The organism is Curtobacterium sp. 320, assembly GCF_031455235.1.
In the GTDB taxonomy this organism is placed as follows: Bacteria; Actinomycetota; Actinomycetes; order Actinomycetales; family Microbacteriaceae; genus Curtobacterium.
In genome coordinates this window covers 35,909-52,009 of the sequence record NZ_JAVDSI010000001.1, presented here as the reverse complement: position 1 = coordinate 52,009, position 16,101 = coordinate 35,909, and the positions used below count along the sequence as shown (strand labels likewise).

Annotated in this window: 14 protein-coding genes; 10 read left to right on the top strand and 4 right to left on the bottom strand. The window is 73.7% G+C overall.

Going from position 1 to position 16,101, the window contains the following annotated elements:
• The first annotated feature begins 6 nt into the window (after positions 1-6).
• The gene (locus J2X60_RS00255; RefSeq protein WP_309886069.1) at positions 7-1,218 is read left to right on the top strand and encodes an acyltransferase; all 1,212 of its coding nucleotides are present in this window, start codon (positions 7-9) and stop codon (positions 1,216-1,218) included.
• 156 nt (positions 1,219-1,374) lie between these two features.
• Here J2X60_RS00255 and J2X60_RS00250 read toward each other — a convergent pair whose 3' ends face one another.
• Entirely contained in the window at positions 1,375-2,127 is a 753-nt protein-coding gene (locus J2X60_RS00250; protein WP_309886067.1) for a DUF4184 family protein, read from the bottom strand.
• Positions 2,128-2,234: 107 nt separating this feature from the next.
• On the opposite strand from J2X60_RS00250, the gene J2X60_RS00245 reads away from it, so the two are divergent.
• Positions 2,235-3,401, top strand: coding sequence for an NAD(P)/FAD-dependent oxidoreductase (locus tag J2X60_RS00245; protein ID WP_309886066.1), 1,167 nt, complete (start codon positions 2,235-2,237; stop codon positions 3,399-3,401).
• An 80-nt stretch (positions 3,402-3,481) separates the two neighbouring features.
• Here J2X60_RS00245 and J2X60_RS00240 read toward each other — a convergent pair whose 3' ends face one another.
• The 3 genes from J2X60_RS00240 to J2X60_RS00230 all read right to left on the bottom strand — a co-directional run bounded on the left by J2X60_RS00240 (position 3,482) and on the right by J2X60_RS00230 (position 6,935).
• Positions 3,482-4,351 (bottom strand): UbiA family prenyltransferase, encoded by an 870-nt coding sequence (locus J2X60_RS00240; protein ID WP_309886064.1) that lies wholly within the window; start codon positions 4,349-4,351, stop codon positions 3,482-3,484.
• Between the two features lie 25 nt (positions 4,352-4,376).
• Complete coding sequence (locus J2X60_RS00235) at positions 4,377-5,942, bottom strand: long-chain fatty acid--CoA ligase (protein ID WP_309886062.1); 1,566 nt, start codon at positions 5,940-5,942, stop codon at positions 4,377-4,379.
• 87 nt (positions 5,943-6,029) lie between these two features.
• The gene (locus tag J2X60_RS00230) at positions 6,030-6,935 is read right to left on the bottom strand and encodes a DMT family transporter (protein WP_092385905.1); all 906 of its coding nucleotides are present in this window, start codon (positions 6,933-6,935) and stop codon (positions 6,030-6,032) included.
• Positions 6,936-7,005: 70 nt separating this feature from the next.
• On the opposite strand from J2X60_RS00230, the gene J2X60_RS00225 reads away from it, so the two are divergent.
• The 8 genes from J2X60_RS00225 (at position 7,006) to J2X60_RS00190 (ending at position 15,993) form a co-directional block, all read left to right on the top strand.
• Positions 7,006-7,854, top strand: coding sequence for a LysR family transcriptional regulator (locus J2X60_RS00225; protein ID WP_071302857.1), 849 nt, complete (start codon positions 7,006-7,008; stop codon positions 7,852-7,854).
• Between the two features lie 90 nt (positions 7,855-7,944).
• Positions 7,945-8,382: a helix-turn-helix domain-containing protein gene (locus J2X60_RS00220; RefSeq protein WP_083413972.1), complete on the top strand. Its 438-nt coding sequence runs from the start codon at positions 7,945-7,947 to the stop codon at positions 8,380-8,382.
• 31 nt (positions 8,383-8,413) lie between these two features.
• Entirely contained in the window at positions 8,414-9,010 is a 597-nt protein-coding gene (locus tag J2X60_RS00215) for a PIN domain-containing protein (RefSeq protein WP_309886472.1), read from the top strand.
• Between the two features lie 34 nt (positions 9,011-9,044).
• On the top strand, positions 9,045-9,872 hold the full coding sequence (locus J2X60_RS00210) for a fructosamine kinase family protein (protein ID WP_309776715.1): 828 nt from the start codon (positions 9,045-9,047) through the stop codon (positions 9,870-9,872).
• Positions 9,873-10,055: 183 nt separating this feature from the next.
• Positions 10,056-12,206: a glycosyltransferase family 39 protein gene (locus J2X60_RS00205; protein ID WP_309886058.1), complete on the top strand. Its 2,151-nt coding sequence runs from the start codon at positions 10,056-10,058 to the stop codon at positions 12,204-12,206.
• 35 nt (positions 12,207-12,241) lie between these two features.
• Positions 12,242-12,964: a response regulator transcription factor gene (locus J2X60_RS00200; RefSeq protein WP_309886055.1), complete on the top strand. Its 723-nt coding sequence runs from the start codon at positions 12,242-12,244 to the stop codon at positions 12,962-12,964.
• 62 nt (positions 12,965-13,026) lie between these two features.
• Positions 13,027-14,499 (top strand): HAMP domain-containing sensor histidine kinase, encoded by a 1,473-nt coding sequence (locus J2X60_RS00195; RefSeq protein ID WP_309886054.1) that lies wholly within the window; start codon positions 13,027-13,029, stop codon positions 14,497-14,499.
• A 45-nt stretch (positions 14,500-14,544) separates the two neighbouring features.
• Positions 14,545-15,993 (top strand): glycosyltransferase family 39 protein, encoded by a 1,449-nt coding sequence (locus tag J2X60_RS00190; RefSeq protein ID WP_309886052.1) that lies wholly within the window; start codon positions 14,545-14,547, stop codon positions 15,991-15,993.
• The last annotated feature ends 108 nt before the right edge of the window (positions 15,994-16,101 follow it).

Below are 16,101 nucleotides of genomic sequence, written 5' to 3'. Positions count from 1 at the left end.
GCGTCCGTGGCCATCACCACGACCTCGCCGGAGCGGACCCGCACGACATCCGCACCGGCCGACACCGACGGCAGGCACGCACGACCGACGCCCCCGCCGCCGCTCACGAACCGTGCTCCGGCGCTCGACGGGCTCCGGACGGTCGCGATCCTCATCGTGATCCTCTACCACCTGCACGTGCCGCAGTTCGAGGGCGGGTTCATCGGCGTGACGGTGTTCTTCGTGCTCTCCGGGTTCCTCATCTCGACGCTGCTCCTCGGCGAGCACCGCCGCACCGGGCGCATCCGGCTCGGCTCGTTCTGGACGAAGCGGCTCCTCCGCCTCTACCCGGCCCTGCTCGCGCTCGTCATCGTCGGGCTCGCGCTGTGGAACTGGGTCGGCGACTACAAGGGCGCCTCGTTCTCCCCCGGCGAGGCGGCGTTCATCGCGCTGAGCTACACCGGCAACCTCTTCCGCTCGTACTGGGACACCACGCAGGGCGTCTTCGCGCACACGTGGAGCCTGTCGATGGAGGAGCAGTTCTACCTCGTCTGGCCGCCCGTCCTCGTGCTCCTGTTCGCACTGCGGTCGCGTCGGCCCTGGCTGATGACCGGGCTCGGCGTCGTGATCGTCGGTGCCGCAGCGGCGTCGTGGCTGAGCTACCGGACGCCGAACAGCGGCGCGACCCCGGACGTGTACTTCTCCCCCGTGCTCGGCGTCGTGCCGCTGGCGACCGGGTGCCTGCTCGCACTGCTCCTCGACGACGAGCGCTTCCGGACGTGGGCCGCCGGGATCGCCGGACACGTCGGCACCTGGCTCGGCATCGGGCTGCTCGCCGCGGTGCAGTTCTGGATCGACGACGACTGGACGCAGCACGCCTGGTCGTTCGGCATCGTGCTCCCGGTGACCGGGCTGATCTCGGCACTGCTCATCGGTGGCCTGGTGTCGGTGCGGTCCCCGCTGTCGGCCGCGCTCGCGTGGACGCCCGTGTCGTGGTTCGGTCGTCGCGTGTCGTACTCGGCGTACCTCTGGCACCCCGTGGTCATCGCGCTGCTCGGCACGTTCGCGATCGGGGCGTGGGGCAAGGTGTGGCTCGTGGGGGCGGCCCTGCTGGTCGCGGTCGGGGCGGCCTACGCGGTCGAGGTGCCGGTCGAACGACTGCGGAAGCGGTTCCGTGAGGCCCGACGGTTGGTCGCCGCGGACCGGTCCGCTCGCGAGACGGCGGACGCGACCGCCTGACGGACGGGAGGCGCGGGTCGGCCCCGCACCGCGCCTCCCGACCCACGGTCTGCCGGACGCGCGACGACCGACGGCGCGTGCACCGCGCCTCCCGACCCGCGGTCTGCCGGACGCGAGACGACCGACGGCGGCCGCACCGCGCCTCCGGGGTCCGCGTCAGCGGGTGCGACGGGGGCGTCCGACCAGCAGTCCGACGGCGCCGACCACGAGCACCAGCGCGACGACCACCGGCAACCGGAAGGCGAGCTCGGTGACGATCCCGGCGACGCCACCGCCGCCGAGGAGCACCCGACCGGCGATCCCGAGCACGGCCAGGACGACGATCGCGCCCGCGGCCACCACGACCGCGGCCTCCCACCGAGCGGGCGGCGGCATCCGACGCGGCGTGCTCCGTCGCCACCACACCACGGCCGCGACGACGAGCCCGAGCAACCCGAGTACGCTCGAACCGTCCTGCACGCCGGCCCAGACCGGGTAGGCCGCCGGGCCCTCGCGGAGGAACGGGATCGCCTGCACCGCCCACCCGGCCTGGTGCGAGAACGCGTCCCACACGACGTGCGTCACGCTCCCGACGAGACAGGCGACGACGACCGCGATCGCCCGGCGGACCGGCCGGTCCCCGGCACGCGGAGGGGCCGACCAGCTCGCCGGAAGCCGCTCGCGCATGCCCGGCACGGCCTCCGCCCACGCCGGCCGCACCAGGTACCACCAGGCCACGAGGACGACCAGCGCGACCACCAGGTCGATCGTCACGACGCCCACCCACGAGTGCGCCACGACGTAGGGCGGCAGGAACGGCGCGAACAGGACGGCGTCCGGCGCCATGGCTCCGACGGCGACCGCCGCGACGGGCAGCGGGGTGCGGCGGGCGGCCAGGGCGACGACCGCGTGGCTGACGGTGAAGGGCACGACCCCAGCATCGCGGACGGTCCCGGTGGAGCGCTTCGGTCGAGCGGATGACCCCGGGTGCCGATCGGCTGGGTGGGCGCCGCGCGGACCGTCCGTAGGCTCGGGCCGTGACCACGGAGCGCGTCGACGTCCTCGTCGTCGGCGGTGGGCCCGTCGGCCTCTTCGCCGCGGCGCTCCTCGCGGCCCGCGGGCTCGAGGTCGTGGTGTGGGAACGGCGCGAGGGTGCGCCGACCGGGTCCCGCGCGATCGGGATCCACCCGCCGTCCCTCGACGCGTTCGCGGCGATCGGGCTGGACGGGCCGGTCCTCGCCGAGGCCGTCCGGGTCCGCCGCGGGGTCGCGCGCAGCCGTGGCCGGGAGCTCGGCGCCCTGACGTTCGACCACGCGTCGGCCACGCACCCGTACGTCGCGACGCTCGACCAGCACCGGACCGAGGCCCTGCTGCGGGAGCGTCTCGCCGCGGCAGCGCCGGACGCGCTCCGGACCGGCACGGTGCTCTCGGCGCTCGAGCGGCACCCGGACCACGTCGACGCGGTCGGGACCGGCCCCGACGGCGCGGTGGCCGTGCGGGCCCGGTTCGTCATCGGGGCGGACGGCTCGCGGAGCACCGTGCGGGACCTGCTCGGCATCGCCACCACCGGTCGCGACTACCCGGACCGCTACGCGATGGGGGACTTCGCCGACGTCGAGGACCCCGCCGCCCGGACGGACGCGCTCGTCGACGTCGGACCGGCCGGCGTGGTGGAGTCCTTCCCGTTGCCCGGCGACCGTCGTCGGTACGTCGTGCTCCTGGCGTCCTCGGACGATCCGTCGCCGAGTGCCGCGGACCTCGCGGCGATCGTGGCGGCACGCACCGGTGTCCGGCCGGACCCGACGTCCTGCAGCATGCGCAGCGGGTTCGGTGTCCGACGCCGGGAGGCCGAGCGGGTCGGCGTCGGCCGGGTCGTCCTCGCCGGGGACGCGGCGCACGAGATCAGCCCGATCGGCGGGCAGGGCATGAACCTCGGGTGGCTCGACGCGGCCGAGCTCGCGCCGCTCCTCGCGGAGGCGGTCGCCTCGGGCAGCGCCGGCCCGTGGCCGGAGTACGCGCGGCGGCGGCAGGCGGTCGCGCGGCGGGCGGCGCGGCAGGCGGAGGTGAACATGGCGCTCGGACGTCCGTTCGGCCGTCCGCTCGGCAGGGTGGGGGCGGCCGGACGGGAGGCGCTGCTCCGGACGGTCCTGTCCCTCCCGACCGCGGATGCGCTGGCCGGTGTGTACGCGATGCGGTGGGCGTGACGGGTCGCGGGGGTGCGCGGGCGCTGGTGCGTGCGCGGTGGCTGGTCGCGTGGGCGGGGCGCGCTGGCGGGGGCGCTGGGTCAGGCGACCAGGCGGGCGCCGGCGAGGCCGAGCTCGACGACGAGCACGAGCGACGACGCGATGACGAGTCGGAACAGCACCCGCGATGCCCGCCCGGCCAGCACGAGCCGCACCCCGACCCCGGCGAGCGCGACGACCACGACGGTCCCGAGCACCGCGAGCACCACCCCCACGCCCCGGACCGGATCGTCCCCGAGCACCTGACCACCGAGCACGAGCAGCGCCGCCACGACGAGCGACCCGAACGCCGTGACGCCCGCGCCCCGGAGCCCGAGCCGGTGCGGGAAGCCCCGGACCCCGGTGGCCGCGTCGTCGACCAGGTCCGGCAACACGTTCGTGCAGTGGATCGCCACCCCGAACACCGCCCCTGTCGCGATCGCCCACCACGCCGGCCAGTCGCCGTCCCGCCCGGCTGAGACCGCCACGACCGGGAGCAGCCCGAACGCGACCACGAACGGCACGACGGACCAGACCGTGCGCTTGAGCCCCGCGTCGTACGCCCACCCCGCGGCCACGAGCACGAGGTGCGCGACGGCGGCGACCGGCCCGAGGAACACCGACAGGACGACGGACGCCCCGGCGGTGCCGAACGCCGCGCGACGGACCGTGCCGACGGCGATCGACCCCTGCGCCACGGGCTTGTCCGACCTGCCGACCGCCCGGTCGCGGTCGGCGTCGATCCAGTCGTTCGCGAGCCCGATCGAGAGCTGCCCGGCGACGACGGTCAGGGCGACGAGGACGACCGTCCACCACGCGTGCCCGACCGCCACGGCGATCACCGTCGCGAGCACGGTCACGGTGACGGTGGGCCCCGGGTGCGACGACGCGAACAGCAACCGTGCGGTCGAGGCCCCGCCGGTGTCGCTCACGTCGTCAGCGTACGCAGGGCCGGCTTCAGGAGCGTGCCGGTACCTCCGCGCCGAAGCGGTCGACGAGCTCGCGCTTGAGCACCTTGCCGCTCGGGCCGAGGGGCAGCGCGTCGAGGACGTGCACCGCCCGGGGGTACTTGTAGGCGGCGATCTCGGCGGCGACGAAGTCGATCAGCTCCTGCGGGGTCGCCGTCGCCTCGGCACGGAGCACCACGGCGGCCTCGATCTCCTGCCCGTGCAGCTCGTGCGGCACGCCGAACACCGCGGCCATCGTGACGTCGGGGTGGGTCGCGAGGACCTCCTCCACCTGCCGCGGGTACACGTTGTAGCCGTTGCGGATGATCATGTCCTTCGTCCGGTCGACGATCGTCAGGTAGCCGTCGTCGTCCTTCGTCCCGAGGTCGCCCGTCCGGAACCACCCGTCGACGATCGCGGCGGCGGTGTCCTCGGGACGGTCGAGGTACCCGTTCATGAGGTTGTGCCCGCGGATGACGAGCTCGCCGATCTCGCCGTGGGGCAGCATCACGATCGCGTCGTGCTGCTCCGGGTCGGCGATCTCGACGTCGACGCCCCACACCGGGGTGCCGATCGTGCCGGGGCGCGGCGGCCGTCCGACGTGGTTGAAGGTCGCGACCGGCGAGGTCTCGGTGAGGCCGTAGCCCTCGTGGATCGGCGCGTCGTAGACGTCCTGGAACCGCTCGAGGACCGCCAGGGGCAGCGAGGCGCCGCCGGAGATCGCGTACCGCAGCGTCGGACGGGCATCGGAACGGGTCGCCGCGTCGAGCAGCGCCATGTACATCGTCGGGACGCCCATGAAGATGCCGCACCCGTGCTCGACCATCGCTGCGAGCGCCGTGTCGCCGTCGAACTTCGGCAGCATGACGATCGTCGCGCCGACCCGGAAGCCGGTGTTCATCGTGCAGGTCTGCCCGAAGGTGTGGAACAGCGGCAGGGCGCCGAGCAGGACGTCCCCGCGGTGCATGTCGAACGTCGTCATCAGGTTCGTGTTGACCTGTTCGAGCAGCGAGAAGTGCGACCCCTCCGCGCCCTTGGGCTTGCCGGTGGTGCCGCTCGTGTAGAGGATCGTCGCGGTGTCGAACGGGTGCCGGGGGACGTAGGTGTCGAGCGGTTCGGCCTGCTCCGCGAGTGCTTCGAGCCGGTCCGGGGAGTCCGCCGGGGCGAGCACCGTCACCACGTCGACCTCGGCGAGCTCGGCACCGGCCGCGCCCTCGCCGAGCAGCGGTGCGGCGCAGACGAGCAGCGAGGCGCCACTGTCGCGCAGGACGTACTCGATCTCGCGTCGCTTGAGCAGCGCGTGCACGGGGACCGCCACGGCGCCGAGCGCGAGGGTCGCGTAGTAGACCCGCGGGAAGTCCTCGACGTTCGGGACGAGCATCGCCACACGGTCGCCCGGTCCCACGCCGCGGGCCCGCAGCGCACCGGCGTACGCGAGCGTCTGGCTCCAGAGCTCGGCGTAGGTGGTGTGCCGGTCGCCGACGATGACGGCGACGTCGTCCGGGTACCGCGCTGCGGACTCGGCGAGGATCGCTGCGACCGAGGCGGTGGCGCTGGTGTGGTGGGTGGCGGTCATGACCGGTCTCCGTCTCCGTCGACGACTCCGTGGACGACTTCTCGGCCCGATCCTACGGCCGCGGTCGCTCTCGGATCCGGCCCCCGTTCAGGCGGGAGCCCGCACGCCCAGACGCCGCCTGCCCACCACGCCCGACGCCAGCGCGATGCCGAGCAGCACCACGAGTCCCCCGACCGGCTCGTTCCACCGGACGTGCTCGCCGAGGACCAGCACGCCGAGCACCACCCCGACGACGGGCGTCAGGTAGGTGACCGTCGAGGCGCGACCCGCTCCCCACGCCTGCACCAGCCGCGTGTTCCAGGCGTAGGCCAGCCCCGTGCCCACGCAACCGAGTGCGACCATCGCCCCCACGATCCTCCAGTCCAGCCGTACCGGACCCGTGGCGATGACGGGCGCGACCAGCAGGAGCAGTCCGGAGGCCAGCGTCAGCTGCACCGTCGCGAGCGTGACCGGGTCGTACGCGCTGCCGACCGCCACCCGGCGCAGGTACGCGAGGCCGATGCCGTAGCACGCGGTCATCCCGAGCAGCGCGACCTGCCCCGGCACGCTCGCCAGGACCTCCGGGTCCCCGATGACGTTCCACGGACCGACCAGCACCAGGACGCCGACGATCCCGAGCACGATGCCCGCGACCTGCCGTCCGCGGAGCCGCTCGGACGGCACGAGCACCGCGAGGGCCGCCAACGTCATGATCGGCGTCGTCGCGTTGTAGATGCTCGCGAGACCGGACGGCACGGTCTGCTCCGCCCACGCCATGAGCGACGACGGCACCGCGTTGAGGAACACCGACACCACGAGCAGGTGTCCCCAGACCCGTGGCTCCCGCGGCCAGCGCCGGCGGGTCGCGAGCAGGACCGCGACGAGCGTGAGCGCACCGAGGACCGTGCGCACCGTCGCGACCTGCTGCGGTGCGAGCCCGTCGAGCCCGATCTTCGCGAACAGGAAGCTCGAACCCCAGGTCAGTGCCACGAGGAGGTAGAGGACCGCGTTCATGTCGCCTAGTGTCGACATCCTCGGCGCATGCGGCAAACGCATGTCGCTCATGAACGGATGAGGAAGACGCATGACCGTCTCGGTGCCCCAGCTGCGCGCGTTCGTCGCCACCGTCGACGCCGGCTCCTTCACGGGCGCGGCGTCCACGCTCGGCGTCGGGCAGTCCGCCGTGTCGCACGCCCTCGCGGGGCTCGAGCGCGAGGTGGGCGGTCCGGTGGTCCGGCGCGGGGCGGCCGCCGTCACGACGCCCCTCGGCGACCGTCTGCTGGCCCACGCCCGCAGCGTGCTCGCCTCCGTCGAGGCCCTGGAGGCAGTGGTCCGGCCCGCCACGGCGCGCGGCACCGTGCGCCTCGCGGCCGTCCCCACCGTCTGCCAGGGCCTGCTGCCGCGGCTCCGCGAGCTGTGGGCGGTGACGCTGCCGGACGTCGACGTGCAGGTCTACGAGGGCGACGACGACGAGATGCCCGAGTGGCTCGAGGCCGGCACGGTCGACGCCGCCGTGCTCGTCGACCCGACGCCGGTGCCACCGGGCGGTGTGGTCGTCGCGCAGGACGAGATGGCCGCGGTGGTCCGCCGCGACCACCCGCTCGCCGATCTCCCCGCGCTGACGCTCGACGACCTGCACGAGGACGGCCTCGTCGCGGGCGGTGGCGGGTGCGAGCACCAGATCCAGCGGCTGCACGAACTCGACGGGCAGCCGTTCCGGTACGCCCACCGGGTGCGGGAGATGAGCACCATGTTCGGGATGATCGAGCGGGGCGAGGGCGTGTCCATCGTGCCGACGCTCGGGCGGGTGATGCTGCCGCCGGACCTCGTCATGGTGCCGATGGCCCGGCGACTCTCACGGACGCTCGTGCTGAGCGGGCCGACGTCCCGCGAGTGGCACCCGCTGGCGAGGGCGCTCGTCGACGCGGTCTGACCCGCTACCGCAGGTTGCATTTGCAAGTGCAACCGCCGTACGGTGGCAGTGGACTGCACACCGCAGCCGTACTGACGAACGGAGGCCGCCATGCACGCCGTGACCACCACCGGTCGAGCGGTACCGATCGACGAGGTCGCGCGGCACGAGGCAGCGGACGTCGTGTCCGCAGCCGGCGACCGACGGGTGACCACCGTCACGATGGCGCTCGACGACGGCTCCTCGATCGCTCTCCCCAGCAGACTCGGCACCTTCCTCGCCGACCTCGTCGAGAGCATGGCCGGCGGCGCAGCAGTGTCGACGAGGGTGCTCCCCGACGAGATGACCACGACCGTCGCGGCCGACGTGATCGGGGTCTCGCGGCCGACCCTCGTGAAGATGATCGATCGCGGCGAGATCGCGGCGCACCGCGTGGGCACGCACCGGCGCCTCCGACGCGACGACGTCCTCGCGGCGCGCGCTGCACGACGGCGCGAGCGTCAGGCCGCTGCACAGGAGCTCCTCGAAGCAGGCGAGGCGTTCGACTGACACCGCGCGGACCGCTACGGTGTGAAATGTGATGCTCCAGCGGGTGTTCGTCGACGCGAACGTGCTCTGCAGCAGGACGCTGCGCGACTGGACCTGCCTCCTCCGGCTCCGCACCGACGGGATGTTCCAGCTGCACACGACGGAGGACGTGCTCGCCGAGACCATCCGGACCCTCCGCCGGAAGCACCCCACGCTCCCGGGCGGGGCCGTGACCCGACTGCGCGCAGCGGTCCTCGGCGCGGTGGACGAGCTCGTCGAGGACTTCGACGCCACGGTGGCGTACGGCGGATCGGACCCGGATGACCGCCACGTGCACGCAGCCGCCGAGGCATGTCGCGCCCACGTCCTGCTCACCGACGACCGGGGATTCGCCTCGGACGACGCCGCGAACTACGAGGTGTACCGCCCGGACGACTTCTTCGTGCTCGTGGACGACTCGGCACCGGCGGCGGTGCGTGACGTGGTGCGTCAGCAGACGCGCTACTGGGCTTCACGTCCGGACGAGAAGCGTCGCGGGCTCGCCGACGCGCTGCGCGACGCGGGGTGCCCCGCGTTCGCCGCCCGGGTCGAGTCACACCTGCGGGTCCTCGCCGGCGGGGAACGGCCGGCACCGGAGCGCATCCACTGACCCGGTACCGAGGTGGCGTCGGCAGGATGGGGCGATGGCCGAGACCCACGTGAAGACCTTCGCCTCCCCCGACGAGGCCGCCGCCGAGGCAGCCGGTCTGGACTGGCTCGCCGAGGCCGAACCCGACGGCGGCACCCGGATCGCCCGCGTGCTCGGTCGACCCCGCCCGACGGTCCTCGACCTCGAGCTGATCCCGGACGGTTCGCCGTCGACACGGCAGGCCGAGCGGTTCGGGCGGTCCCTGGCGCACACCCACGCTGCGGGCGCCGAGCACTGGGGCGCGCCGCCCTCCGGCTGGCCGACGGACACACCCCTGCGGATGGGACGCTCCCGCACGCCGTTCGTCGCCGCGGCGGACGCGCCGGCCACCTGGGGCGAGTTCTTCGCGGAGTACCGGATCCGCGACTTCGTCCGCCGCATCGTCGACGCCGGCGGGTTCGACCACGCCCAGGCAGGCGTGTTCGACCGGGTCGCCGACCGGGTCCAGGACGGGACGCTCGGGTCACCGCAGCCGAAGCTCGTCGGTGACCGGCCGGCGAGGCTGCACGGCGACCTCTGGGCGGGCAACGTGCTCTGGCCGACGGACGCGGAGCCGATCGACGGGACGACGCCCACGGGAGCGGTGCTCATCGACCCCATCGCGCACGGTGGGCACGCCGAGACGGACCTGGCGCTCCTCGGGCTCTTCGGACTCCCCCGACTCGAGGCCGTGCTCGCCGCCTACGACGCCGAGTCCCCGCTCGCCGCCGGGTGGCAGGAGCGGGTCGAGCTGCACCAGCTCGCGCCGCTGCTCCTGCACGTGTTCCTGTTCGGCGGCTCGTACACCGGCGCGGCCCTGCACGCGGCGCAGCGGTACGCGTGACGTCGCACGGTGGGAGGTCGCGGCCGCACTGTGCGGGGTGCCGCGCAGTGTATGACTCGCGGGGCATCCCACCGCGCGCGGAACCTCGCACACTGTGCACCCCCACCGCCGCGGCCGCGCGTCTTAGGGCGCGCATAGCCGACGCAGGGTGACAGTCGGGGAACGCCCGGAATCCTCACTTCCATGACCACGTACCCGATACCCGTGACCGATCGACGCGAGACCGCGCGCACCGACGCGCGGGATCGGCGCCGCAAGCCCGTCGCCCGCCTGTTCCTCGGCGAGCGCGAGGACGCCCGCTGGCTCCGGCCCGCGTTCTGGGCGCTCCTCGCCGTGACCGCCGTGGTGTACCTCTGGGACCTCAGCGTCTCCGGGTACGCGAACAGCTTCTACGCCGCCGCCGTGCAGGCCGGCACGAAGTCGTGGGAGGCGTTCTTCTTCGGCTCCCTCGACTCGTCGAACTTCATCACGGTTGACAAGCCCCCGGCCTCGCTGTGGGTGATGGTGCTGTCCGCCCGGCTGTTCGGCTTCTCGAGCTTCAGCCTCCTGCTCCCCCAGGCCCTCATGGCCGTCGGGTCCGTCGCGCTCGTGTGGGGCACGGTCCGCCGCACGCTCGCCCGGCTCGGGGCCACCACGGCGAACGTCGGCGCGCTGCTCGCGGGCTTCGTCGTCGCGGCGACCCCGGCCGCCGCGCTGATGTTCCGGTTCGACAACCCGGACGCGCTGCTCGTCCTCCTCATGACCGCCGGCGCGTACTGCACCGTGCGGGCGCTCCCGAGGGGCAGCTGGAAGTGGATCGCCCTCGCCGGGGTCGCCCTCGGGTTCGCCTTCCTGACGAAGATGCTGCAGGGGCTGCTCGTCCTGCCGGCGTTCGGCCTCGTGTACCTGTTCGCCGCTCGCACCACCTGGGGCAGGCGCGTCGTCGGCCTGCTCGTCGCCGCCGGGTCCCTCGTCGTCGCCGCAGGCTGGTGGGTGGTCGCCGTGTGGCTGTGGCCCGCCGAGTCCCGCCCCTACATCGGCGGCTCGACGAACAACACCGTGCTCGACCTCGTGTTCGGCTACAACGGCCTCGGTCGGATCTTCGGCGGCTCGGGCAACGGCGGCGGAGGCGGCGGCATGACCGGCGGCACCGCGGGCGGTTCGTTCGGCGGGTCGACGGGCCTGAACCGGCTGTTCTCGTCCGAGATGGGCCTCGAGATCTCGTGGCTCCTGCCCGCCGCACTCATCGCGCTGGTCGTCGGCCTGGTCGTCGTCGGCCGCCGTCACCTGGCCGACCCGGCCCGCGCCGGACTCGTGCTCTGGGGTGGCTGGCTGCTCGTCACCGGACTCGTCTTCTCGTACATGTCCGGCACGATCCACCCGTACTACACGGTCGCGCTGGCCCCGGCGATCGCCGGACTCGTCGGCACCGGCGGAGCGCTGCTCTGGCACGCCCGCGAGCGCTTCACCGGCCGCATCGGTCTGGCCGCCATGATCGGCGTCACGGCCTTCTGGGGCTGGTGCCTGCTCGACGAGAACCCGACGTGGCTGCCCTGGCTCCGCTGGGTGATGCTGGCCGGCGGCCTGCTGTCGGCAGCGCTCGTCGTGATGGGCAGCGTGCCGTCGCTCCGCAGGCTCGTCACGATCGGTGTCCTCGCCGGCACCCTGTTCGGGCTCAGCGGCACCACGGCCTACGCCCTCGCCACGACGACCGTCGCGCACTCCGGCTCGATCCCGAGCGTCGGTCCGGCGGGCAGCAGCTCCGGTGGGATGGGCGGCGGTGGCACGGGTGGCATGCCAGGAGGCGCGGGTGGTCCGGGCGGATCGACCTCCGACTCCGAGACGGGCGGCTCCACCGCCGACGACGGCTCCCAGCAGGGTCCCGGCGGGACCCCGCCGGAGGGCATGACCGGCGAGGCGCCGGAAGGTGCCGACGGGACGGCGCCCGGTGGCGCCTCCGGGACCACCGAGGGATCGACCGACGGCGCCCCGAGCGGCATGGGCGGTGGCGGGTCGACGACCTCGTCGGCGTTGCAGAAGCTCCTCGAGGCGTCCGACGCGAAGTGGGCCGCTGCCGTCAACGGCTCGCAGACGGCCGCACAGCTCGAACTCGACACCGACACCGCCGTCATGGCGATCGGCGGCTGGTCGAGCGACCCGGCACCGACGCTCGCCGAGTTCCAGGCGTACGTCGCCGACGGGGACATCGGGTACTACGTGTCCTCCGGCTCGGGCGGCGGCGGCATGGGCGGCGGATCGTCCACGGCCTCGGCCATCCAGGAGTGGGTCGCGGCGAACTACGAGTCCACGACCGTCGGCGGCCAGACCGTCTACGACCTCAGCAGCACGAAGTGATCGACGACGAGGGCGCGGTGGCTAGGCTCGCGGACGTGACCGGGCAACCGCTGCAGCGCACCGACGGCTCGCCCGTCCGCGCCCTCGTCGTCGACGACGAGCACGCCCTCGCGGACGCCGTCGCCCTCGCGTTCGCGGGCGACGGGTGGGAGGTGCGGGCCGTGCACCGCGGGCGCGACGTGCTGTTCGCCGCCCGGGACTTCCGACCCGACGTGGTCGTCCTCGACGTGATGCTGCCGGACATCGACGGGTTCGAGGTGCTCGAACGCCTCCGGGACGCCCGGGACGACGTGCGGGTGCTGTTCCTCACGGCGCGGGACGCCCCCGAGGACCGGCTCGCCGGACTCACGGGCGGCGGCGACGACTACCTGACCAAGCCCTTCGGCATCGACGAGCTGCTCGTCCGAGCGCGGATCCTGGCCCGGACGTCGCCCCGGGTCGCGGCCGTCGGGAGTCCGGCCGCGACGAGCGTCGGCGACCTCCGGCTCGACGAGGACGCCAGGACGGTCACGCGCGCCGGTGAACCGATCGACCTCACCCCGACCGAGTACGAGCTGCTGCGGCACCTCGCGCGGAACGCCAACCGCGTGCTCTCCCGGGAGCAACTCCTGGCGAACGTCTGGGGGATGGACTTCGGCACGTCGTCCAACCTCGTGGACATGTACGTCTCGTACCTGCGCAAGAAGCTCGACGCCGGACGCGAGCCGATGCTGCAGACCGTCCGCGGAGCCGGGTACGTGCTCCGGCCGACGATGTGAGCCGACCGCGGACGGCGAGCCGCGCCTCCCGGGCCCGGAACGGCACCGACCGTCGGCGGCGCGTGCCGTCGCTGCGGTGGCGGATCGTGGCGGCCGTGGCGCTCCTGCTCGTCGCGACCAACGTCGTCGTCGGAGCGGTGACGGTCGTCGCGTTCCGCGGGTACCTGGTCGACCGGCTCGACGCGGAACTCGCGACCGCGGCCGAGCGGACCGTCGGCGGACCGGACGGCGAACGGCCACCGCCCCCGTCGACCGGTACCGGCTCCGGCTCGGACCCGGACAACGCGTTCATCGGCGCTCCCGGACAGTCCGCCGGCACCGTCGTCGCGATCCTGCGCGACGGCGCGACCGTCCTCGGCGGGTACACGGACAGCAGCGGCCGGCAGCACGGGCTGTCGTCGGCGCAGGAGGCGACCCTGTCGCGCATCGCCAGCGACGGCGACCCCGTGACGGTCGACCTGGGGAAGCTCGGCACCTACCGGGCCCAGGCCGTCGGCGACGACGGCGACGTCTTCGTGACCGCGCTGCCGCTCGGCGACCTCGACGCCGCCATCGGCCGCCTCCTGCTCGTCATCGGTGTGGTGACGGTCGTCGGGCTGCTCGTCGCGGCCTGGGCGCTGACCCTGCTCGTCCGGCGATCGCTCCGCCCGCTCGAACGGGTGGCGGCCGTGGCATCCGACGTCACCGAGCTCGACCTGGAGCGCGGGGACACGGACATCCCGGTGCGGGTCTCGGCCGGGGACCTCGCGGCGAACCGCGAGGTCGAGCAGGTCGGCACCGCGCTCAACCGCCTCCTCGGACACGTCGCCCGGGCGCTCACGGTCCGACGCGAGGCCGAGACGGGCATGCGGACGTTCGTCGCCGACGCGTCGCACGAGCTGCGGACACCGATCGCGACCGTGCGGGCGTACGCCGAGCTCTCGGCGTCGTCGGACGACCCCGACGCGGTGCGCCGCAACGTCGACCGGATCGGGCGCGAGGCGGTGCGGATGGGCGACCTCGTCGAGGAGCTGCTCCTGCTCGCGCGGCTCGACGCCGTCGCCCTGGCGTCCGGCCCGGCACCGGCACGCGAGCCGGTCGATCTGACGTCGATCGTCGTCGAGGCGACGATGGACGCGCGCGCGACCGCCCCCGGGCACCGGTGGACGCTGCAGGTGCTGGACGACCACCCGTTCGTGGTCTCCGGGGACGCGACGCAGCTGCGGCGGGTCGTGACGAACCTGCTGGCGAACGCGCGGACGCACACGCCGGAGGGCACGTCCGTGGTGGTCTCCCTGCAGCGGACCGGCGACGTCGTGCGTCTCGTGGTCACGAACGACGGGCCGGTCATCCCCGCCGAGGTGCTCCCGACGCTGTTCGACCGGTTCACCCGCGGCGAGGCGTCCCGGTCCCGCGAGCACGGCACGAGCGGCCTCGGGCTGGCGATCGTCCGGGCCGTCGTGACCGCGCACGACGGGCTCGTCCGGGTCGCCTCGGAGCCGGGACGGACGGCGTTCACGGTCGATCTGCCGGGTCGGACACCGGACGTCGGCTGACCGGGCCGGTTCGCTCGGGAGCGGCCGAGCAACTAGGTTCGGACGGTGCCCTCACGACTGTCCGCACTCGCCGGTGACCTCCGCATCCGGGCAGGAGTGGCGGCCGTGGTCCTGCTCTGGGCCCTCTACCAGTGCTTCTGGAACATCGGCGGGCCCAACATCACCGGCGACGAGGACATCTACCTCCGCGCCGGGTGGCAGTACGTGCACGGCGACTTCTCGTTCAACCGCGAGCACCCCCCGACCGCGAAGTACCTGTTCGGTCTCGCGCAACTCGTCGCCGGACAGGGGCCGATCGGTCCGCGCGTGCTCGTCGCCCTGCTGACCTTCGGCGTCGGCGTCGCGCTGTACTGGTGGCTGCGGCGCGAGATCGGCTACTGGGGCGCCCTGCTCGCCGCCGCCCTCTGGTGGCTGACGCCGCGCGGTGGTGCCGGTCCGCGCGTCGACCGTCTGGCACTGCTCGACCCGGTGATGACCGCGTTCGCCGTGCTCGCGGTGGCCACGGCGTGGGTGTGGATGCGCGGCGACCGGTGGTGGCTCGCGCCGGTGTCCGGTGCGCTGATGGCCCTGTCGGTGACGTCGAAGGTCTCCACCGTGGTGCTGCTGCCGGTGTTCCTGCTGCTGCCCGTGCTGTTCCGGGCCTGGCGTCGACTGCTCGTCGGCGGCGCGATGTGGGCGGCCGCGTTCGGGCTGGTGTTCGTCGTGTCGTACGTGCCGATGGGGATCCGGTCCGCGATCCGGTACATGATCGAGTTCCAGGAGGGGCAGAACACCACCGGCCACCCGATCACCATCGGCGGCACCGTCTACCGGTTCGCGCCGTGGTGGGCGAACCTGCACTTCATGGAGGCCGGAACGGGGGTGCCGCTGCTCGTCGTCCTCGCGGTCGGGGTCGTCGCGGCGCTGGCGATCCGGGCCGACCGGCTCGTCGCGTACGTCGGCATCGCCCTGGCGCTGCTCGTGGGCTTCTACGTGGTCGTCGCGAAGATCGCGCTGCCCACGTACTACTCGGCGTGGATGCCGTTCCTGCTCGTCCTGGCCGCGATCGGGCTGGCGCGACTGCCGCGTGTGCCGGTGCGGCGGGCGGCCCCGGTCGCGACGGCGCTGTCGCTCGTGCTGGTCGTCTCACTCGTCGTGCCGTCCGTCCGGCTCAGCCAGGACATCGCACGCCAGCACCCGACGGGCATCGCGCTGCTCGGGGACTACCTCGAGGAACAACACGTGCCCGACGGCAAGATCCTGTTCGTGTCGGCGACCCCGGGGCTCTTCGTGCCGTACGTCGCCGAGCGCGGCACCACCCGGGCCGACCAGGGGCCGTACGTCGCGATCGTGGTCGGGAACGACCGACGCTTCCCGCCGTCCGGGGCCGTGACGCAGCTGTTCGACTCGGAGCGGTCGCGGTTCTCGGTCGCCGAGGTCGGCGGACTCCAGGTGTGGCTGCCGAAGGACGGGCGGGTCGTCCTGCAGTCGGGAGCGCTCACCGTCCAGGGCTGACCCGCAGCTCGGCCGCCGGTGGGCTCGCGGCCAGCAGCTCGGCCGCCGGTGGGTGCGCGGCCAGCGCTGAGGCCGTCCGCGCCGTCTGGCACACTGGACGGGAACGGA